Source organism: Pseudomonas uvaldensis, from assembly GCF_021271205.1.
Classification (GTDB): Bacteria; Pseudomonadota; Gammaproteobacteria; order Pseudomonadales; family Pseudomonadaceae; genus Aquipseudomonas; species Aquipseudomonas uvaldensis.
The window spans coordinates 501,450-522,088 of the sequence record NZ_JAIWKS010000001.1; the positions used below are offsets into that span (position 1 = coordinate 501,450).

The 20,639-nt window shown below is 62.0% G+C and carries 24 protein-coding genes; 2 read left to right on the top strand and 22 right to left on the bottom strand.

Annotated elements, in window-relative coordinates; translation table 11 throughout:
* Positions 1-120 precede the first annotated feature (120 nt).
* From LCU97_RS02295 to ccmA, 10 genes are all read right to left on the bottom strand, one after another.
* Positions 121-528: a hypothetical protein gene (locus LCU97_RS02295; protein ID WP_232775454.1), complete on the bottom strand. Its 408-nt coding sequence runs from the start codon at positions 526-528 to the stop codon at positions 121-123.
* 14 nt (positions 529-542) lie between these two features.
* The gene (ccmI, locus tag LCU97_RS02300) at positions 543-1,751 is read right to left on the bottom strand and encodes a c-type cytochrome biogenesis protein CcmI (RefSeq protein WP_053155007.1); all 1,209 of its coding nucleotides are present in this window, start codon (positions 1,749-1,751) and stop codon (positions 543-545) included.
* Complete coding sequence (locus LCU97_RS02305; protein WP_053155005.1) at positions 1,744-2,217, bottom strand: cytochrome c-type biogenesis protein; 474 nt, start codon at positions 2,215-2,217, stop codon at positions 1,744-1,746. Before LCU97_RS02305 ends, ccmI begins: the two co-directional genes overlap by 8 nt.
* Positions 2,214-2,750: a DsbE family thiol:disulfide interchange protein gene (locus LCU97_RS02310; protein ID WP_053155003.1), complete on the bottom strand. Its 537-nt coding sequence runs from the start codon at positions 2,748-2,750 to the stop codon at positions 2,214-2,216. The genes LCU97_RS02305 and LCU97_RS02310 overlap by 4 nt, the downstream gene beginning before the upstream one ends.
* A complete protein-coding gene (locus tag LCU97_RS02315) occupies positions 2,747-4,735 on the bottom strand; it encodes a heme lyase CcmF/NrfE family subunit (RefSeq protein WP_232775455.1) in 1,989 nt (662 codons plus the stop codon). The genes LCU97_RS02310 and LCU97_RS02315 overlap by 4 nt, the downstream gene beginning before the upstream one ends.
* A gap of 3 nt (positions 4,736-4,738) precedes the next feature.
* The gene (gene ccmE, locus LCU97_RS02320; protein WP_053154999.1) at positions 4,739-5,194 is read right to left on the bottom strand and encodes a cytochrome c maturation protein CcmE; all 456 of its coding nucleotides are present in this window, start codon (positions 5,192-5,194) and stop codon (positions 4,739-4,741) included.
* The gene (ccmD, locus tag LCU97_RS02325) at positions 5,191-5,367 is read right to left on the bottom strand and encodes a heme exporter protein CcmD (protein WP_053154998.1); all 177 of its coding nucleotides are present in this window, start codon (positions 5,365-5,367) and stop codon (positions 5,191-5,193) included. Before ccmD ends, ccmE begins: the two co-directional genes overlap by 4 nt.
* Positions 5,364-6,119 (bottom strand): heme ABC transporter permease, encoded by a 756-nt coding sequence (locus LCU97_RS02330; protein WP_053154997.1) that lies wholly within the window; start codon positions 6,117-6,119, stop codon positions 5,364-5,366. Before LCU97_RS02330 ends, ccmD begins: the two co-directional genes overlap by 4 nt.
* 94 nt (positions 6,120-6,213) lie before the next feature.
* On the bottom strand, positions 6,214-6,882 hold the full coding sequence (gene ccmB, locus LCU97_RS02335; RefSeq protein ID WP_053154995.1) for a heme exporter protein CcmB: 669 nt from the start codon (positions 6,880-6,882) through the stop codon (positions 6,214-6,216).
* Entirely contained in the window at positions 6,879-7,514 is a 636-nt protein-coding gene (gene ccmA / locus LCU97_RS02340; protein WP_232775456.1) for a cytochrome c biogenesis heme-transporting ATPase CcmA, read from the bottom strand. Before ccmA ends, ccmB begins: the two co-directional genes overlap by 4 nt.
* Before the next feature lie 198 nt (positions 7,515-7,712).
* On the opposite strand from ccmA, the gene fliK reads away from it, so the two are divergent.
* Both fliK and LCU97_RS02350 read left to right on the top strand, forming a co-directional pair.
* The gene (gene fliK, locus LCU97_RS02345; RefSeq protein WP_232775457.1) at positions 7,713-9,284 is read left to right on the top strand and encodes a flagellar hook-length control protein FliK; all 1,572 of its coding nucleotides are present in this window, start codon (positions 7,713-7,715) and stop codon (positions 9,282-9,284) included.
* Positions 9,281-9,610 carry an EscU/YscU/HrcU family type III secretion system export apparatus switch protein gene (locus tag LCU97_RS02350; protein WP_053154989.1) on the top strand — a complete coding sequence of 110 codons (330 nt, stop codon included), beginning with the start codon at positions 9,281-9,283 and terminating at the stop codon, positions 9,608-9,610. The genes fliK and LCU97_RS02350 overlap by 4 nt, the downstream gene beginning before the upstream one ends.
* Positions 9,611-9,801: 191 nt before the next feature.
* Here the strand turns inward: LCU97_RS02350 and LCU97_RS02355 are convergent, their stop codons facing one another.
* The 12 genes from LCU97_RS02355 to fleN form a co-directional block, all read right to left on the bottom strand.
* Positions 9,802-10,197 (bottom strand): DUF2802 domain-containing protein, encoded by a 396-nt coding sequence (locus LCU97_RS02355; protein WP_053154987.1) that lies wholly within the window; start codon positions 10,195-10,197, stop codon positions 9,802-9,804.
* Between the two features lies 1 nt (position 10,198).
* The gene (locus tag LCU97_RS02360) at positions 10,199-10,684 is read right to left on the bottom strand and encodes a chemotaxis protein CheW (RefSeq protein ID WP_003183968.1); all 486 of its coding nucleotides are present in this window, start codon (positions 10,682-10,684) and stop codon (positions 10,199-10,201) included.
* A gap of 72 nt (positions 10,685-10,756) precedes the next feature.
* A complete protein-coding gene (locus LCU97_RS02365) occupies positions 10,757-11,629 on the bottom strand; it encodes a CheW domain-containing protein (RefSeq protein WP_053155392.1) in 873 nt (290 codons plus the stop codon).
* Between the two features lie 80 nt (positions 11,630-11,709).
* Positions 11,710-12,501: a ParA family protein gene (locus LCU97_RS02370; protein ID WP_232775458.1), complete on the bottom strand. Its 792-nt coding sequence runs from the start codon at positions 12,499-12,501 to the stop codon at positions 11,710-11,712.
* Positions 12,502-12,550: 49 nt separating this feature from the next.
* Positions 12,551-13,435, bottom strand: coding sequence for a flagellar motor protein MotD (gene motD, locus LCU97_RS02375; RefSeq protein WP_053154983.1), 885 nt, complete (start codon positions 13,433-13,435; stop codon positions 12,551-12,553).
* Between the two features lie 15 nt (positions 13,436-13,450).
* A complete protein-coding gene (locus LCU97_RS02380; RefSeq protein WP_053154981.1) occupies positions 13,451-14,191 on the bottom strand; it encodes a flagellar motor protein in 741 nt (246 codons plus the stop codon).
* Positions 14,191-15,324 (bottom strand): protein-glutamate methylesterase/protein-glutamine glutaminase, encoded by a 1,134-nt coding sequence (locus LCU97_RS02385; protein WP_053154979.1) that lies wholly within the window; start codon positions 15,322-15,324, stop codon positions 14,191-14,193. The genes LCU97_RS02380 and LCU97_RS02385 overlap by 1 nt, the downstream gene beginning before the upstream one ends.
* A gap of 48 nt (positions 15,325-15,372) precedes the next feature.
* Positions 15,373-17,640: a chemotaxis protein CheA gene (locus LCU97_RS02390; RefSeq protein WP_232775459.1), complete on the bottom strand. Its 2,268-nt coding sequence runs from the start codon at positions 17,638-17,640 to the stop codon at positions 15,373-15,375.
* A gap of 30 nt (positions 17,641-17,670) precedes the next feature.
* Entirely contained in the window at positions 17,671-18,459 is a 789-nt protein-coding gene (locus LCU97_RS02395; protein ID WP_053154974.1) for a protein phosphatase CheZ, read from the bottom strand.
* Between the two features lie 18 nt (positions 18,460-18,477).
* The gene (locus tag LCU97_RS02400; protein WP_003183998.1) at positions 18,478-18,849 is read right to left on the bottom strand and encodes a chemotaxis response regulator CheY; all 372 of its coding nucleotides are present in this window, start codon (positions 18,847-18,849) and stop codon (positions 18,478-18,480) included.
* 163 nt (positions 18,850-19,012) lie between these two features.
* Complete coding sequence (gene fliA, locus LCU97_RS02405; RefSeq protein ID WP_053154972.1) at positions 19,013-19,756, bottom strand: RNA polymerase sigma factor FliA; 744 nt, start codon at positions 19,754-19,756, stop codon at positions 19,013-19,015.
* Positions 19,753-20,583 (bottom strand): flagellar synthesis regulator FleN, encoded by an 831-nt coding sequence (gene fleN, locus LCU97_RS02410; protein ID WP_003184001.1) that lies wholly within the window; start codon positions 20,581-20,583, stop codon positions 19,753-19,755. Before fleN ends, fliA begins: the two co-directional genes overlap by 4 nt.
* Between the last annotated feature and the right edge of the window lie 56 nt (positions 20,584-20,639).

The window sequence follows — 20,639 nt, forward strand, 5'->3', positions numbered from 1 at the left end:
GGCAATAAAAGCGCGAGGAATTGTCCTCAAGCATTTGTGAAAATTTCGTTCAATGCATATTCGGAAATACAAAAAAGCCCGGTCCGCCGATGGCATTGACCGGGCTGTCGTGGAGAGCGATTAACGGAACTGACGCCCCAGACCCGCCGGCACCCCTTCGATGGTGGTTTCCTCCCAAGGGCCGTTAGGGCTGACAGAGCGGCTCCAGCCGTTATTCCAACGGTAGTAGGTCCGTTGGCGGTAAAAGGTATTGGTCTGGTTATCCAACACATAGACCCCAAGCCTTGCGTCCCAATGACTGTTGCCGCCCGGCGGCGGGGCGAAGCTGGCGGAAGTACGGGGCAGCGGCTTGGCCGGCTTGCTCGGCGTAGCCGGTTTGCCGGGGACCGTCGATGGCACCGGCTTGCTGGCAGGTCCGGAAGGCGGGATGGGTGGCAACGGCGCCGAGGGCTCCGGCGGGCGGTGGACCGCACAAGCGCTCAGGCCCAGGACGAGCGAAAGCAGGGTGATACGAGCGAGGGCGGTCATGGTGCGAGTTCCTGTCATTGGTCCGGGCTGTCGATGGTCAGTTGTTGCGGCGTCCGGGTGCTGCTCGCCAGAGGCTGGCTGCGACCAATCCATTCGCCGGCGGTCGGTTGACCGGCGCGGGAAATCCGCGCCACCAGTTGGACTTCGGGGAAGTTCGACAGTTTCAGTTGCGGCATCATCGCATCCGCATCGCCCAGTTCGACATTGGCCGGCAGGTCAGCGACCGTCAGGCGCTTGGCAGCCAGCGGCGCGGGCGGGCCGGAAGCGGCGCGGGCAAAGACGAACACGCTGTCGCCCGGCTTGACCTTGGCCTTGACCGCCGGAGCCAGGTCGACGCGCACCGTGAGTACGGCAGCGGCTGTCGTTACGGCAGCCGGGGCCGGGGCGACCTTGCCACCACTGGCCTGAAGCTTCTCGGTGGCGCGAGCGATGCCGCCCTGCAAGGCCTCACGGGACTTGTCACCTTCCGGCAGTTGCGCCAGCAGGCGTCCCCAGTAATCGATAGCGTCCTGATAGCGCTCGCCCTCGAACGCAGCGATCCCCAGCAGGCCCAGACTGGTGACTTCCTTGGGGTCGACCTTCAGGGCTTCGTCGGTCAAGGCCTGGACCTTGTCGGACCATTTCTTCCCGTCGGCGAAATACTGGGCCTGAGCCCATTGCCCGAGCAGTTCAGGTTGCCGACCGGCGAGCGCCACGGTGCGCTCGAAGATCTTCGCCGCGTCCGCCGGGCGGTCCTGGGCCATGTACGTACGCCCCAGGAAATACAAGCCCTCCGCGTTTTCCGGTTGGGCCGCCACGGCCCTTTCCAGGCGCCGGGTCATTTCTTCCATCGACTGTGGTGCCTGGGCAAATTCGCGGGTCAGCTCGACTTTGTCGCTGGCGCCGAAGTGCAGGTACAACCCCAGGCCCAGCACCGGCACGAGCACGGCGGCGAGCAATGGCAATGGCTTGCCCAGTCGGGACTCCCGTGGCGCGTCGGCGCCTTCGGTGTCGGCGAGCAATTCACGGGCAGCTTCGGCGCGGCCGGTGTCCAATTGCGCGGCGTTGAGCACGCCCTCCTCCTGCTCGGCCTGCAGTTCGGCGACGCGCTCCTGATACAACGCTACGTTGAGGGCAGTACGGTCCTCTTCCCGCTGGGCGCGGCGACCGCGTAACACAGGGATCAGCAGAAAACTCAGGGCAACCAGGAGAAGCAGACCTGCGGCGAGCCAGAAATCAATCATGCTTGGTGTTATCCAACAGTTGGTCGAGGCGTTGGCGCTCTTCGACGGAAAGCGAGTCCGGGGCTGCGGTGCGCTGGACCCGGCGACGGCGCACGATCACAGCAATGACGACGAAACCGCCAAGCAACAGCCCGGCGGGACCGAACCAGAGCAGCGCGGTCTTGGAGGTCAGGGCCGGGTTGTAGCGCACGAACTCACCGTAGCGATCCACCATGAAATCGATGATCTGCTGGTTGTCCTTGCCCTCACCAAGCATGCGGAAGATTTCCTTGCGCAGGTCGGCGGCAATCGGCGCATTGGAATCGGCGATGTCCTGGTTCTGGCACTTGGGGCAGCGCAGTTCCTTGGTCAGCTCGCGAAACCGCTCGCGCTCGGCGTCGTTGGCAAACTCATAAGTATCGATGGCGGCATGCGCCACACCGGCGAGGCTCAAGCCGAGGATGACAGCGGCTAACCAGCGCTTCATGGCTTGGCCTCGTCCACCAGCGCCTGATACTTGGCAGCGAGTTTCTCGCGCCAGACCTGCTCGTCGATCACGCCGACGAACTTGTCGCGGATGATGCCCTTGGCGTCGATGAAGAAGGTTTCCGGCGCGCCATAGACCCCCAGATTCAGTCCCAGGGTGCCTTCCTCATCGCGAATGTCCAGTTGGTAGGGGTTATGGAATTCGGCCAGCCACTTCAAGGCGTCGGCGTTGACGTCCTTGTAGTTGACGCCGTAGATCACCACACCGTTCTGGGCCAGCTTATTCAGCACCGGGTGCTCGACCCGGCAGGAAATGCACCAGGTGCCCCATACGTTGACCAGCGCTGGCTTGCCCAGCAGATCGGCGCGAGTCAGGGTCCTGTCGCCTTGCACCGAAGGCAGGGTGAACTCCGGGAACGGCTTGCCAATCATCGCCGAGGGCAAATCAGCCGGGTTCAGGAACAGCCCCCGGTACAGAAAGACCGCCACCACCAGGAACAGCGCCAGCGGCAACAGCATCAACCAACGTTTCATGCAGTGGCTCCCGTTACACCCAGGGCTTCACGCACCCGGGTCTTCACCTTGACTCGATAGCGCCGGTCCAAAGCCGCCAGCGCCCCACCCAGGCCGGTGAGCAGGCCACCGAACCAGATCCAGCGTACGAACGGCTTGACGTGCACCCGTACCGCCCATGCCCCCTCACCCAGGGATTCGCCCAGCGCCACATAGAGGTCGCGGGTGAAACCGGCATCGATCCCGGCTTCGGTCATTACTGAGTTCTGAACGGTGTAGAGGCGTTTTTCCGGGTGCAGCACCGTCACTTCCTGGCCGTCACGGATGACCCGCACGGTGCCCTTGTCGGACGTGAAGTTCGGCCCTTCGAAATGCTTGGCCCCTTCGAAAACGAACTGGTAGCCCCCCAGCTCCATGGACTCGCCCGGCGCCAGCCGCAGGTCGCGCTCGGCGCTGTTCTGGCTGGACAGGACCACGCCCAGGGCGCAGACGGCAATGCCCAGGTGCGCGATCTGCATGCCCCAGTAACTGCGGGTCAGGGTTGGCAGGCCCTTGATCAGGCCCTTGTGGCGGGTCTTGTCGAAGATGTCCCGGATGCCGGCCAGCAATACCCAGGCCGCCAGCACGAACGTCGCCAGCACCGCCCAGTTGAAATCGCCATAGACGATGCCGGCCACCACGGACAAGGCGGCGGTACCCAGCAGCACCGGGGTCAACATGCCCACCAGCCACTTGACCGGCGTGTCTTTCCAGCGCACCAGCACGCCGACCGCCATCACCACCATCAGGATCGCCATCAGCGGGATGAACAATGCATTGAAGTACGGCGGCCCCACCGACAGCTTGGCGCCGGACAGCGCATCGAGCACCAGCGGGTACAGCGTCCCCAACAGGATCATCGACGCCGCCACCACCAGCACCAGGTTGTTGCCCAGCAGCAGGGTTTCCCGCGACCAGAGGTTGAAGCCGACCTGACTCTTGACCACCGGAGCACGCACCGCGAACAGCGTCAGCGAACCGCCGACCACGAACAGCAGGAATATCAGGATGAACACGCCACGCTCAGGGTCCGAGGCGAAGGCATGCACCGACGTCAGCACGCCGGAACGCACCAGGAAAGTCCCCAGCAGGCTCAACGAAAACGCCGCGATGGCGAGCAATACCGTCCAGCTCTTGAACACGCCGCGTTTTTCCGTGACGGCCAGAGAATGGATCAGCGCCGTCCCCACCAGCCATGGCATGAAGGAAGCGTTCTCCACCGGGTCCCAGAACCACCAGCCGCCCCAGCCCAACTCGTAATAGGCCCACCAGGAACCGAGGGTGATGCCGATACCGAGGAAGGCCCAGGCGACAATGGTCCATGGACGCGACCAGCGGGCCCAGGCGGCATCGAGGCGACCGCCCAGCAAGGCAGCGATGGCGAAGGCAAACGCCACGGAGAAACCGACGTAGCCCATGTAAAGCATCGGCGGGTGAACGATCAGGCCGATGTCCTGCAGCAGCGGGTTGAGGTCGCGGCCATCCATCGGCACCTGGGGCAGGATGCGCTCGAACGGGTTGGACGTGACGATCAGGAACAGCAGGAAACCGGTGCTGATCATGCCCATCACCGCCAGCACCCGAGCCAGCATGACTTGAGGCAACTGCCGGGAGAACACCGAGACGGCGAAGGTCCAGCCGCTGAGGATCAGCGCCCACAGCAGCAATGAACCTTCGTGGGCACCCCACACCGCGCTGAACTTGTAGTACCAGGGCAACGCGCTATTGGAGTTGCTGGCGACATATGCCACGGAGAAGTCATCGACCATGAAGGCATAGGTCAGGCAACCGAAGGCGAACACCATGAATGCGAACTGTCCCCAGGCCGCCGGTTGCGCCAGGCTCATCCACAGGCGGTCACCGCGCCAGGCGCCGAGCAACGGCACCAAGGCCTGTACCAGGGCCAGACACAAGGCCAGGATCATCGCCAGGTGGCCCAATTCGGGGATAAAAAGTCCTGCCGTCATCGATCAGCCCTCCTTCACGGGAGCAGGTGCCGATTGACCACTGTCTTTCAAAGCCTTGGTCACTTCCGGCGGCATGTATTTTTCGTCGTGCTTGGCCAGCACCTCATCGGCCACCACCACGCCGTCGGCATTGAGCTTGCCCAGGGCGACGATGCCCTGCCCTTCGCGGAACAGGTCGGGAAGTATGCCCCGATAGGTGATGGTCACGGTCTTGTTGAAGTCGGTGACGTTGAAGGTCACGTCCAGCGAATCCCCGGACCGCACCAGCGAGCCCTTCTCCACCATGCCGCCGGCACGGATGCGCGTGTCCTTCGGTGCTTCGCCATTGGCGATCTGGGTCGGGGTGTAGAACAGGTTGATGTTCTGTTGCAAGGCGCTGAGGGCCAGGCCGACCGCGGCGCCCACCCCCACCAGGATCGCAAGAATGATGACAAGACGCTTTTTGCGCACCGGATTCACTGACCACTCTCCCGGCGCAAACGACGCGCCTCTTGTTGCAGATACCGCTTGCGGGCCAGGATCGGCACCGCCACGTTGAGGACCAGCACGGCCACGCAAATGCCATAGGCTGACCAGACATACAGGCCATGATGGCCCATGGCGAGAAACTCGCCGAATGAAGCGAAACTCATCGAGCGCTCTCCAGGCTGTTCTGTACTTCGGCCTTCACCCAACTGGCGCGGGCTTCGCGCTTGAGCACTTCCAGGCGCATGCGCAGCAGCAACACCGCGCCGAAGAAACAGTAGAAACCCAGCGCAGTGAGCAGCAACGGCAGCCACATTTCCACGGGCATCGCCGGTTTTTCGGTCAGGGTAAAGGTGGCGCCCTGGTGCAGGGTGTTCCACCATTCCACCGAATACTTGATGATCGGGATGTTGATCACGCCGACAATCGCCAGAACCGCGCAGGCCTTGGCCGCACTCTCACGATTGCTGATGGCGTTGCCCAGCGCAATGAGACCGAAGTACAGGAACAGCAGGATCAGCATCGACGTCAGTCGGGCATCCCAGACCCACCACGAACCCCACGTCGGCTTGCCCCAGATTGCCCCGGTGACCAGCGCCACGGCGGTCATCCAGGCGCCAATGGGCGCGGCGCATTGCAAGGCAACGTCGGCCAGCTTCATCTTCCACACCAGCCCGACCACCCCGCATACCGCCAGCATCACGTAGATGGACTGGGCCAGCACCGCCGTGGGAACGTGGATATAGATGATGCGGAAACTGTTGCCCTGCTGATAGTCCGGAGGGGCGAAAGCCAGGCCCCAGACCACGCCGATACCGATCAGCAGCAGTGCGGCGATGCTCAGCCAGGGCAACAACCTGCCACTGATGCCGTAGAACCATTTGGGTGAGCCGAGCTTATGAAACCAGGTCCAATTCATTGCTGTTTCCATCACGGTCGCGGCTCGCTGTCACGCGCCGCAGGGTATGCCTTTACTTCACGGGAAGTGGTCAGTTTTTGACCAGGCCTCATTATTATTCGCCGACGCTGATCTTCAGGCCAGCAGCTATTGCAAAGGGTGTCAGGGTTATCGCCAGGGCGGTCAGGCTCCCAAGCCACAGCAGATAACCGGTTGCCGGCATGCCTTGCAGCGCGGCTTGCAAAGCCCCGCTGCCGAGAATCAGGACCGGGATGTACAGCGGCAGGATCAACAGCGCAAGCAACAGGCCACCGCGCTTCAATCCTACGGTCAATGCCGCGCCCACTGCGCCGAGCAGGCTCAACACCGGTGTACCCAGCAACAGAGACACCAGCAACACCGGCATGCAGGCGGCGGGTAACCCCAGCATCATCGCCAGCAGCGGCGAGAGCAACACCAGCGCCAGGCCGGAAAAAACCCAGTGTGCCAGTACCTTGGCCAAAACCAGAAGGGCCAGGGGGTGCGACGAAAGGACCCACTGTTCCAGCGAGCCGTCCTCGAAATCACTGCGGAAAAGCCCGTCCAGCGAGAGCAGGACCGATAAAAGCGCCGCCACCCAGACCAACCCCGGCGACAAGGTTTGCAACAATTGAGTCTCGGGGCCAACCGCCAGCGGGAACAGCGCAATGACGATGGCGAAAAATACCAAGGGGTTGGCCAGTTCGGCCGGTCGACGGAACAACAGGCGTGCTTCGCGGGCGAGCAACAGGCCAAACACAGTCATACGGCCCAATTCCCCAGATCGATATTGCGGTAACCGGTCGGCATCCGGGCCAATGTATGGTGGGTGGTCAGCAACACCATGCCGGCGTTTTCGCAGTGGCGAGCCAAATGCTCCTCCAGTTGCGCTACCCCTTGTTTGTCCAGGGCGGTGAACGGTTCGTCGAGAATCCACAGCGGCGGGCTGTCCAGATACAACCGGGCCAGGGCCACGCGGCGCTGTTGGCCGGCGGACAGGGTATGGCACGGTACGTCTTCGAAACCGCGCAATCCTACCCGCGACAATGCCTGCCAGATCGCCTCCCGCCCGACGGGCCGATGCAGCGCGCAGAGCCAGCTGAGGTTTTCTTCGGGGGTCAGCAGGTCCTTGATACCCGCGGCGTGGCCGATCCAGAGCAGGTTGCGGGCCAGTTCGCTGCGCTGCTCCTGCAGCGGCTGGCCGTTGAGCAACACGTGGCCAGCGGTCGGTTGCATCAATCCGGCCAGCAAGCGCAACAAGCTGGTCTTGCCGCTGCCGTTGGGACCACTGACCTGCACCATATCGCCAGGCGAGAGTCTCAATTCGAGGTGTTCGAAAAGCAGCCGCAAGTCTCGCTCACAGGCGAGGCCGACGGTTTGCAAAAGAGGACTGGTCAAGGGATCGCGGGCCTTATACGGTTCAAGTCGGCGGTGCAGCGGCCGTTAAAGAGGTGCAGCATAGATGCTTTGAGGGCCTGTTCCACAGAGCTGCGTCAAACAATTGCAAGGTTTTCGCCACTGCCTGAAAGACGGGCGGCATTATACATGCCGCTCCCGGGTCTAAAGAGAGCTTATTTTTCCAAGGTAAGACCGCAGATGACAGGCGACATGAACATCCTGCCGCTGCCCCAGGCCACGGCAACGACACGCACGCCGGTGGTCAACGGCGAGCTGCTCAAACTGTTGACGCCGGTCGAGGGCCTGATCGGCTCCGGCCAGACCGCCCAGGCCGAGGTCTTGTCACTTAAACAGGCGGACCAGACCTTTCAGCTGTTGCTCAAACTCACCCTGGACAGCGGTCGCCAGGCCACGGTACAGGCCACCAGCACCCAGCCGCTGCCCCAGGGCACCAGCCTGGCGGTGACCCAGCCGTCCGCCAACAACCTGGCGATTGCCGTGCAGCAGGCCGTCGCGTCCAGCGTGGCCACCCTGACCCGTATCGACACAACACAGATGCCCGTCGGCACCCTGTTGCAAGGCAAGGTCATCACCAGTCAGGCGCTGCCGCAGGTGCCAGGGCAGCCGGTGGTATACCGGTCGTTGGTGAGCCTGCTCAACACCGCCCAGGCCGGCGCCACCCTGGATATCGACAGTCCCCAGCCGCTGCGTATCGGCGCGCTGCTCAGCGCCCAGGTCCAGGATGCCCAGACACTGAAGTTCGTTCCATTGAGCAACCGCCAGGAACAATTGGCGGTGAGCCAGCAACTGGTCACCCAAGTGAGCCGCCAGGGCTCGCTGGACAATTTGATTACCGTGTTGCAGAACCTGCCCGCCACCGAAGACACCGGTATCGAGCTGCGCGCCGCGGTGACGCGTCTGTTGGCCAGTCTGCCGGACGTCCAGCAACTGAGCACGCCCAAGGGCCTCGCCCTGGCCCTGGCATCCAGCGGCGTGTTCCTGGAAAGCAAATTGCTGGCCGGACAACCGCCCGCCGTGGCGCCGGACCTCAAGGGTGACCTGCTGAAACTGATCGCGCAACTGACACCGGCCCTGCCCGCCTCCACTAACCTGAGTGCAATCATTGCTGCCAACACCCTGGCCCAGGCACTGCCCAGCTTCGTGCGCAACGCCCTCGGCACCCTCGGTCAGGTCAGCGCCAAGCCGCAACCCACCAGTTTTCCCCTCCCCTCGCGCCTGTTGAAAGAGCAGGACGACGAAGGCGATCTTGAACACCTGCTGCGCCTCGCCGCTGCCGCCGTGTCGCGCCTGCAGAGCCATCAACTGTCCAGCCTGGAACAGACCGGCCTGACCGACGACGGTCGCTTGATGAGCACCTGGCAACTGGAAATCCCGATGCGCAACCTGCAGGATATTGTGCCGTTGCAGGTGAAGTTTCAGCGCGAGGAAACCCCGCCCCGTGAGCAATCGAACGAGCATCGGGAAGAACGCGAGACACGACAGCAGCTCTGGCGGGTCGAGCTGGCGTTCGACATGGAGCCGCTGGGGCCGTTACAGGTTCAGGTGCAGCTGCTCAGCGGCAGTCTGTCGAGCCAGTTGTGGGCACAACGGCCTTACACGGCCAGCCTGATCGAAAGCAACCTGGCCGCGCTGCGCGAACGCCTACTGACCTGTGGTCTGAACGTGGGTGATCTCGATTGCCATCTCGGCACCCCGCCCCAAGGCCCCAAGACCCGGCTCGAACAACGCTGGGTGGACGAAACCGCATGACAAGCCACACCGAACCCCGCCAGGCCATCGCCCTCAAGTACGATGGCCATCACGCCCCGACCCTCACCGCCAAGGGCGACGAAGCCCTGGCCGAGGAAATCCTGCGGATCGCCCGGGACAGCGAAGTACCGATCTATGAAAATGCCGAGCTGGTGAAGCTGCTGGCACGGCTGGAATTGGGGGATAGCATTCCGGAAGAGTTGTACCGCACGATTGCCGAAATCATCGCGTTTGCCTGGAACCTCAAGGGCAAGTTTCCTCAGGGCTATGACCCGCACGCGCCGAGTCTCGAGAAAGACGTGACCGATCGCGGCGACGATTATTGACCACGACGACCTTGGGATAAAAAGATCCTGGCTGCTACCCGATGCTGGTCAGTCAGGGATCAAACGGCGCTACAACACCCGTGGGAGCATAGCTTGCTCGCGATTGGGGCAGGTCAGTCGACAATTGTCTTGACTGGTCTACCGCTATCGCGAGCAAGCTGTGCTCCCACAGGTTCTGCGACTTGAGGCGCTCACCCGCCCCGGTGCAACTTACTCATCAACTCCGCCTCGGCCTGGGTCAGGCCGCAGGCCTGGGTCAGTTCGTCGACGCTGGCGCCCATGCCGACCAGGCGGGCGGCCTGGGCGAAGGACAGGCTGGAGGGGTCGCGCTGTTCCAGTTGGGCCAGTTTGTCCGGCAACGGCGCGAGCACGGCACGCAGCTCATGGATGGCTTCGCCCATGCGCACGGTGCCGTTCTGGTAATCGTCGACACGCTTGGCCAAGTCCTTGATGCGCTGGTCACGCAGCGCATCGCCCTGGGCCTGCTGTGCGGCGATCTGCCGCTGGCCGCGTATGTACGCTAAAAACATCGCCAGCGTGCCCGCCCAGAACAGGAACAGGACAATGACTGCTACCTCAAGGATCAAATCAGATACTCTCCAGTTCCGACCACTCTTCTTCGCTCATCATTTTTTCCAGCTCGACCAGGATCAGCAACTCGTTGTTCTTGTTGCAGACGCCCTGGATGAACTTGGCCGATTCTTCGTTACCGACGTTAGGCGCGGTTTCGATTTCCGACTGACGCAAGTAAACCACTTCGGCAACACTGTCGACCAGGATACCGACCACTTGCTTGTCGGCCTCGATGATCACGATACGGGTGTTGTCGTTGACTTCGGTGGAGCTCAGGCCGAAACGCTGACGGGTGTCGATCACGGTGACCACGTTACCCCGCAGGTTGATGATACCCAGCACGTAGCTGGGCGCACCCGGCACCGGCGCGATCTCGGTGTAGCGCAGCACTTCCTGCACGCGCATCACGTTGATGCCGTAGGTTTCGTTATCGAGCTTGAAGGTGACCCATTGCAGGATCGGATCTTCGGAACCCTTGAGAGACGACGCCTTATCATTCATACCCTGACCCCTCGAAAAACCGCCTGTGGCGGTGTGTATTCTGCCCCGTGACGCTGCGCGTCGCCGGTTGTGTTATTTCGGTTTCTGGACCGGCTTGGTGCCGCCCAGGTGTTTTGCCCCGCCGCTGGCGATCAGCTCAGCCAACTCGGAAACGTCCAGCAAGGCGCACATGTGTTCGATCACCGTACCGGCCAGCCATGGCCGTTGCCCTCGATGGCTGCGCCACTTGATTTCGTTCGGGTCCAGGCGCAACGAGCGACTGACCTGATGCACCGCCAACCCCCACTCGTAACCCTGTACCGAAATCACGTACTGCAAGCCCTGGCGAAAATCGTCGCGATAACGATCCGGCATCACCCAGCGCGCGGTATCCAGTACCTTCAGGTTGCCGGCCTGGCTGGGCAGGATCCCGAGGAACCATTCCGGTTGGCCGAACAACGGCGTCAATTCCTGCCCGGCCAGGGAATAAATCGATCCCAGGCACACCAGCGGCACGGCCAGGGTCAACCCGGCCACATCGAACAACAGGCACTCGAACGCTTCGGCGGCCCAGGCCGGACGGTCGTCGCCCGGCACCGGTGGCGGCGGACTGCTCGGCGGCAGGTGGACTTCCACCACCGGCTTGACCAGGCCCTGCAACAACGGCGCAACGGTCGAGACCGGCGCCAGGATTGGCGCGGGTGCCTCCATCACTTTCACCGGCGGCTTGACGAACGGTGCTTCGACCGCCGCAGTCATGACCGACTGGCGTGCATCACGGGCCTGCTCCTCGAGCACGGCCGCTTGAAACTCATCCAACGCGCCTTCGGCTTCGACGGGTTCGGGCGTAGCCTCGACCACGCTCGGCTGCGGTGGCAGTTCTTCGGTCGCTTCCTGCAGAAGCCCGTCCAGGTAGGACTGCAAGGCCAATTGCGGACGCGAGGTTGTCTTGATCGGGCGGTTCATTGAAACAGTGCACCGCATATGGATGTTATCGGCATGATTGCCATGGGACTTGAGCCTGGGAAACATTTAGAGGCGTTCAATCAGGCCACCTGCTGTGAAACGAGCTGCTGAGCCAGCAGATGCTTGAGCAGTGCCCGGTAAGCCAGCACGCCACGGCTCTTGCCATCGAATTGCGAAGGAGTCAGGCCGGCGCGGCTGGCATCGCGCAGGCGTGTGTCCACCGGGATATAGCCTTGCCAAATGTCATCGGGATACATGTCGCGCAATACCCGCAGGGTGCCCATGGAAGCCTGGGTGCGCCGGTCGAACAGGGTTGGCACGATGTTGAAGGCCAGCGATTGCTTGCGCGAGCGGTTGACCATCGCCAGGGTGTTGACCATCCGCTCCAGGCCTTTGACCGCGAGGTGTTCGGTCTGCACCGGGATCACCAACTGCTGGCTGGCCGCCAGGGCATTGACCATCAATAAGCCGAGCAGCGGCGGGCTGTCGATGATCGCGTAATCGAAATCCTGCCACAGCTGCGCCAGACTCTTGGCGATCACCAGGCCCAGGCCGCTCTGGCCGGGCGACTGGCGCTCCAGGGTGGCCAGGGCGGTGCTGGACGGCAACAGTGAAATCCGCTCGTCACTGGTGGACAACAACAATTGCCCCGGCAACCCTTCGGGCACGCTGCCCTTGTGCAGGAACAGGTCGTAGTTGCTGTGCTCGAGGCTGTCGGGATCGTAGCCGAAATAGCTGGTCATCGAGCCGTGGGGGTCCAGATCGACAATGACCACGCGCTTGCCCGCCTCCGCCAGCAATCCGGCTAAAGCGATGGAAGAGGTGGTTTTACCCACGCCCCCTTTTTGATTGGCAACTGCCCAGACTCTCATTCGGATCGTTCCTCCCGGCCGAAACTGGCTCGACCGAGAAATAGCTCGGTTATAAAGCGGGTGACGGAGAATTGACGGCGCTCTGTCTTCCCGGTGTCTTGACCGGAGCCGGTGCAGTTTGTGTGCCAGCCCGCTTCAATGCCGCGTCCGGCGTCGCGTGGGCCGTGCCGGTACCGGTCAGGCTGCGGCGCACATCAAGGTTGCGCGACACCACCAGTACCACGCGACGGTTCTTGGCCCGCCCTTCGACGGTGGCGTTGTTGGCCACCGGCTGGAACTCGCCATACCCCACCGACGCCAGGCGACCCGGGTTGACGCCCTGCATGGCGAGCATGCGCACGATGCTGGCCGAACGAGCCGAAGACAATTCCCAGTTGGTCGGGTACTGCGCGGTGCGGATCGGCTGGTCGTCGGTGAAGCCTTCCACATGAATCGGGTTGTCGAACGGCTTCAGGATCGCCGCCACTTTATCGATGATATTGAACGCCATGTCGCTGGGCATCGCATCGCCGCTGCCAAACAACAGGCTGGAGTTGAGCTCGATCTCTACCCATAGCTCATTGCCGCGCACGGTCATCTGGTTGGAGCTGATCAAGTCGCCGAACGCAGCGCTGATATCATCGGCGATGCTTTTCAGCGGATCGCTGCCACCAGCGATTCCGGCATCGACCTGCTCGGCGTCCCTGACCAGCGGCTTGGCCGGCGTCGTGGTCTTGGGTCGTTCCTCCCCGATGGGAATGGGCTTGAGGGCACGGTCCGAGTCGGTAAAGACCCCTATCAACGCTTCGGAAATAACCTTGTATTTGCCCTCGTTCACCGACGAGATCGAGTACATGACCACGAAAAAGGCGAACAGCAACGTGATGAAATCGGCGTAGGAAACCAGCCAGCGTTCATGGTTGACGTGTTCTTCATGATGTCTGCGGCGCGCCATGGTCCATTACTCCCATCAATCCATGAAGCCCTGAAGCTTCAACTCAATGGAACGCGGGTTCTCACCCTCGGCGATGGACAGGATGCCTTCCAGCAACATCTCGCGATAACGCGACTGGCGTAATGCGATGGACTTGAGCTTGGCGGCAATCGGCAACAGCACCAGGTTCGCACTCGCCACGCCATAGATGGTGGCGACGAAGGCCACCGCAATGCCGCTGCCCAGCTGCGATGGATCGGCCAGGTTGCCCATCACATGGATCAGGCCCATGACCGCACCGATGATGCCAATGGTCGGTGCGTAACCGCCCATGCTTTCGAACACCTTCGCCGCTTCGATGTCGCGACTCTCCTGGGTGTAGAAATCCACTTCCAGAATGCTGCGGATGGCTTCCGGTTCGGCGCCATCCACCAGCAATTGCAGGCCTTTGCGCGAATAGGCGTCCGGCTCCGCATCGGCGACCCCTTCCAGGCCGAGCAGGCCCTCCTTGCGAGCGGTCAAGCTCCAATTCACGACGCGATCGATACCACCGGCCAAGTCCACCCGTGGCGGGAAAAGGATCCAGACCAGAACCTGTATGGCGCGCTTGAAAGCGCTCATGGGCGATTGCAACAAAGCCGCACCGATGGTGCCGCCGAGCACGATCAATGCTGCGGGGCCGTTGGCCAGCGCGCCCAGATGGCCGCCTTCCAGATAATTGCCACCAATGATGGCGACGAACGCCATGATGATGCCGATCAGGCTGAGTACGTCCATTACACGCACGCCTCGACCAGGTGCTTGCCAATATCGTCCAGCCCGTATACCCCATCGGCCAGGTCCGCTTTGACGATCGCCATCGGCATGCCATAGATCACACAGCTGGCTTCGTCCTGGGCCCAGATCGTACTGCCGCCCTGCTTGAGCAGGCGCGCGCCTTCGCGACCATCGGCGCCCATGCCGGTGAGCACCACCGCCAGAACTTTGTCGCCGTAGGATTTCGCAGCGGAACCGAAGGTGATGTCCACGCAAGGCTTGTAGTTCAAGCGCTCATCGCCAGGCAGGATTTTCACTGCGCCACGGCCATCGATCATCATCTGTTTGCCACCCGGCGCCAGCAGGGCCAGGCCAGGACGCAGGATATCGCCGTCCTCGGCTTCCTTGACACTGATGCGACAGAGCTTGTCCAGGCGTTCGGCGAACGCCTTGGTGAACGCGGCAGGCATGTGCTGGATCAATACGATGGGAGCCGGGAAGTTGGCCGGCAACTGGGTCAGAACCCGTTGCAACGCCACCGGGCCGCCGGTGGACGTACCGATGGCGACCAGCTTGTAGGCCTTTCGCTTGGGCGCGGGCGACGAAGCCGTGGCCGTGGCTGGCGCAGAACGGGCCGGCACGGGGGCCGGTACACTGCGTGAGGGCGAAGGACTGAAGCTGCTCGATGGCGCCGGGGCAGGCGCCGGGGCAGCCACAGGCGCCGAGGCCGGTGGGCTATAGGCGCTGACACGCCGGTTGCTGCGGGAAATGCTGTGGACCTTCTCGCAGAGCAACTGCCGGACCTTGTCGGGGTTGCGCGAGATGTCCTCGAAATTCTTCGGCAGGAAATCCACCGCACCGGCGTCCAGCGCATCGAGGGTCACCCGAGCGCCTTCGTGGGTCAGTGAGGAAAACATCAATACCGGAGTCGGGCAGCGCTGCATGATATGCCGCACGGCCGTGATGCCGTCCATCATGGGCATCTCATAGTCCATGGTGATCACGTCCGGCTTGAGGGCCAGGGCCTGATCGATCGCCTCTTTGCCGTTGGTCGCGGTGCCGACGACCTGAATACTCGTATCCGCTGAAAGAATTTCCGAGACGCGGCGGCGGAAGAACCCCGAATCGTCCACCACCAGGACTTTAACTACCATAAACACTCCGTTAGACGAGGCGCGGCCCTGGGCCACGCCCCTCCAGAATCAAATACGCCGTGTGGCGTAACGCTTGAGCATGCTTGGCACATCGAGGATGAGCGCGATGCGACCGTCGCCGGTGATGGTGGCGCCGGACATGCCTGGGGTCCCCTGGAGCATCTTGCCCAACGGCTTGATGACCACTTCTTCCTGGCCTACGAGCTGGTCGACGACAAAGCCGATCCGCTGGGTGCCCACCGAAAGGATCACCACATGGCCCTCGCCCTGTTCTTCATGGGCGGCGGAACTGACCAACCAGCGTTTGAGGTAGAACAGCGGCAACGCCTTGTCCCGCACGATCACCACTTCCTGGCCGTCCACCACGTTGGTTTTCGACAAGTCGAGGTGGAAAATCTCGTTGACGTTGACCAGCGGGAAGGCGAATGCCTGGTTGCCCAGCATCACCATCAGGGTCGGCATGATCGCCAGGGTCAGCGGGACCTTGATCAGAATCTTCGAGCCCGAACCCTTGACCGACTGGATGTTGATCGAACCGTTGAGCTGGGAAATCTTGGTTTTCACCACGTCCATGCCTACACCGCGGCCCGACACGTCGGAAATCTCGGTTTTGGTCGAGAACCCCGGAGCGAAGATCAGGTTGTAGCACTCGGTGTCGCTCAGGCGGTCGGCGGCATCCTTGTCCATCACGCCGCGCTTCACGGCGATGGCGCGCAGTATTTCCGGGTCCATGCCCTTGCCGTCGTCGGAGATCGACAGAAGGATGTGGTCACCCTCCTGCTCGGCCGCCAGGATCACCTTGCCGCTACGGACCTTGCCCGCGGCTTCGCGCTCTTCCGGCGACTCGATACCGTGGTCGACCGCGTTGCGCACCAAGTGGACCAGCGGGTCGGCCAAGGCCTCGACGAGGTTCTTGTCGAGGTCGGTTTCTTCACCCACCAGTTCCAGGTTGATTTCTTTCTTGAGCTGGCGAGCCAAGTCACGTACCAGGCGCGGGAAGCGCCCGAACACCTTCTTGATCGGTTGCATCCGGGTCTTCATGACCGCGGTCTGCAGATCGGCCGTGACCACGTCGAGGTTCGACACGGCCTTGGACATGGCTTCGTCCTGGCTGTTGAGGCCAAGGCGCACCAGACGGTTACGCACCAACACCAGTTCGCCAACCATGTTCATGATCTCGTCCAGGCGCGCGGTATCGACCCGCACGGTGGTTTCGGCTTCACTGGCAGGTTTTTCCGGCGGTGGCGCGGCGGCAGCGCGGGCTGGCGCCGGGGCGGCAGCGGCAGCGGCAGGCTTGGGTGTCTCGGCCTTCGGTTCCGGCGCCTTGGCGGCGGGTTTTGGCGCAGCCTTGGCGGCCGGTGCAGCCGTAGTCGCGGCAGTTGCAGGCGCAGCGGAAGCCGTACCGACTTCGCTGAATTTGCCCTTGCCGTGCAGCTCGTCAAGCAGCGATTCGAATTCCTGATCGGTGATCAGGTCACTGCCGGCCGCTGCAGCCGAAGGCTTGTCCGCGGTCGGCGCAGATGCGATAGCCGACTCCAGTGCATCAACGGCAAACGTGCCCTTGCCATGCAATTGGTCGAGCAGCGCTTCGAATTCATCGTCGGTGATATCGGAATTGTCACCTGTTGCATTCGGAGCGGCAGGCGCCGCTGCCGGGGCTACGGCGTCGGGCGCGAACTGACCTTTGCCGTGAAGCTGGTCGAGCAGCGACTCGAACTCGGCGTCGGTGATTTCATCGCTGGCCGTGCCCTCGGCGGCCGGGGCAACAGGTGCTGCCGGGGCCTGGGCTTCGGCTTTCACCGCGCTCAGGGAGTCCAGCAGTTGTTCAAATTCGTTATCGGTAATATCGCCCGACGCTTCGGCAACCGGCTCTTCGACAGCGGGTTCTTCAACCACGGCTTCGACCGGAGCGGCTTCGTCAGCCGATTGCGGCTCGGCCAGGCGCGACAGCGCGGCGAGCAACTCAGGCGTGGCGGGGGTAATGGGCGAGCGCTCGCGCACCTGGCTGAACATGCTGTTGACCGCATCCAGCGCTTCAAGCACCACGTCCATCAACTCCGAGTCAACGCGACGCTCCCCCTTGCGCAGGATGTCGAACACGTTCTCGGCAATGTGACAGCACTCCACCAGCTCGTTGAGCTGGAGGAAGCCGGCGCCTCCTTTTACAGTGTGGAAACCGCGAAAAATTGCATTGAGCAGATCCGCATCATCGGGACGGCTTTCCAGCTCGACCAATTGTTCGGACAGTTGCTCTAGAATCTCGCCGGCCTCAACCAGGAAATCCTGAAGGATCTCTTCATCGGCGCCGAAGCTCATCAAGGGGTGCTCCTAAAACAGGGCTAAAACTCAGAATCCAAGGCTGGACAGCAAATCGTCCACATCGTCCTGACCGGACACAACGTCTTCTCTTTTATCGGCATGAATCTGCGGACCTTCACCCTGAGAGAGATGTTTTTGTGGATCTTTTTCAGCGAGCATCGCCGCACGGTCATGTTCGATGCCCGCAAAGCGGTCCACCTGACTGGCCATGAGCACGAGTTTGAGCAGATTGCTTTCGACTTCGGTGACCAGTTGGGTCACGCGCTTGATCACCTGACCGGTCAGGTCCTGATAGTCCTGGGCCAGCAAGATGTCATTGAGGTTGTTCGCCACGGCGCGGTTTTCGGTGCTGCTGCGCGTCAGAAAACCGTCGACGCGACGGGCCAGCTCGCGAAACTCTTCCGCTCCGACTTCACGCCGCATGAACCGGCCCCAATCGGTGCTCAAGGCCTGGGCTTCGTCGCTCAGGCCGTTGACCAGGGGCGTTGCGCTTTCCACCAGGTCCATGGTGCGGTTGGCCGCAGCCTCGGTCAGCTTGACCACATAGGACAGACGCTCGGTCGCATCAGTGATCTGCGAGACTTCCTCGGCCTGCGGCGTGTTCGGGTCGATCTGGAAATTGACGATCGCGCTGTGCAGTTCACGGGTGAGCTTGCCGACTTCCTGATACAGACCACGATCCCGGGTCTGATTGAGCTCGTGGATCATCTGGACTGCATCGCCGAAGCGGCCTTTTTCAAGGTTCTCGACCAGTTCGTGGGCATGTTTTTTCAGGGTCGATTCGAAATCGCCCATTGAAGATTCGTTATGCTCCATAGCTCCCCCGTGGCGCCATTAACCGATGCGTTCGAAGATTTTTTCGATCTTCTCTTTCAACGCCTGGGCCGTGAAGGGTTTGACCACATAGCCGTTCACACCGGCCTGGGCCGCTTCGATGATCTGCTCGCGCTTGGCTTCGGCGGTGACCATCAGCACGGGAAGGTGCTTGAGTTTTTCATCGGCGCGCACGTGACGCAGCAAGTCGATACCGGTCATGCCGGGCATGTTCCAATCTGTTACCAGAAAGTCGATACTCCCGCTGTTGAGGACCGGGATGGCAGTGGTGCCATCGTCCGCCTCGACCGTGTTGGTGAACCCAAGGTCACGCAACAGGTTTTTTATGATCCGCCGCATCGTTGAAAAATCGTCAACGATGAGGATTTTCATGTTCTTGTCCAATTCGACCTCCAAGCAGTCTTAAACGTGTCCAGCACCTGAACGCGCCATTTCAATCAATCCGGCACAACACTCGACAACGGTCCGGAACACACCGTACGGCGACTGACGCGGCTTGCCTCGCCAACCTCGCCCAATGCGTTCCTGCCGCCTGTCAGCGCGCTCGCCACTCCCCCAAACGCCCCCGTAAACGGGCCGCGCACTGGCTGTGTAACTGGCTGACCCGCGATTCACTGACTCCCAGGACCTCACCGATTTCCTTGAGGTTCAGCTCCTCGTCGTAGTACAGCGCCAAGACCAGTCGCTCGCGCTCCGGCAAATTGGCAATCGCATCCGCCAACGCACTCTGGAAGCGTTCATCTTCCAGGTCACGCGACGGTTCCATGTAGGTACTTGGGCCATCCTCATGCAGCCCTTCGTGTTCGCCGTCCTGCAACAGGTCGTCGAAACTGAACAGGCGGCTGCCCAGGGTATCGTTCAAAATCCCGTAATAATCGTCGAGACTCAACTGGAGTTCGGCCGCAACCTCGTGATCTTTAGCGTCACGCCCGGTTTTAGATTCAATGGCGCGAATCGCGTCACTGACCATGCGGGTATTGCGGTGGACCGAACGCGGTGCCCAATCGCCCTTGCGGACCTCATCGAGCATCGCCCCACGGATACGGATACCCGCGTAGGTCTCGAAACTGGCGCCCTTGCTAGCGTCGTATTTGTTCGCCACTTCGAGCAGGCCGATCATGCCGGCCTGGATCAGATCCTCGACCTGGACACTGGCTGGCAGACGCGCCAGCAAGTGATAGGCAATACGCTTGACCAGGGGCGCGTAACGCTCCACCAGCTCGTATTGGGCGTCCCGTGCCGATTTCTTGTAGAGATGGTTGTAACCGCTGGCTGTCATAACACGGGCCCTGCTGTTTGTTGCACAAGACGCTCGACGAAAAATTCCAGATGCCCGCGTGGGTTTGCCGGTAGCGGCCAGGTATCGACCTTCTGGGCGATTGCCTTGAACGCCAGCGCGCATTTGGAACGTGGAAAGGCTTCATAGACGGCACGTTGCTTCTGGACGGCCTTGCGTACGCTTTCGTCGTAAGGCACGGCGCCCACGTATTGCAGCGCAACATCCAGGAAGCGATCCGTGACCTTGGTCAACTTGGCGAACAGGTTGCGTCCCTCCTGGGGGCTCTGGGCCATGTTGGCCAGGACGCGGAAGCGGTTCATGCCGTAGTCGCGGTTCAGCAGCTTGATCAGGGCATAGGCGTCGGTGATGGACGTCGGCTCGTCGCAGACCACCAGCAACACCTCCTGGGCTGCGCGCACAAAGCTGACGACCGAGTCACCGATGCCGGCCGCGGTATCGATCACCAGCACATCGAGGTTGTCACCGATATCGCTGAACGCCTGGATCAGGCCCGCGTGCTGCGCCGGAGTCAGATGAACCATGCTCTGGGTGCCAGAGGCGGCCGGCACGATGCGAATCCCGCCAGGGCCTTGCAGCAGCACGTCACGCAGCTCGCAACGACCTTCGATGACGTCCGCCAGGGTGCGCTTGGGTGTGAGCCCCAGCAGCACGTCGACGTTCGCCAGGCCCAGGTCGGCGTCCAGCAGCATGACCCGTCGGCCAAGCTCTGCCAGAGCCAGGGACAAGTTCACTGACACGTTAGTCTTGCCGACGCCACCTTTGCCGCCGGTCACCGCGATCACCTGTACGGGATGCATGCTGCCCATGTTCGTTCTTTACCTTGTCTTACTTAGACGGAGGCCACATTACTGGCTGCGCGTTC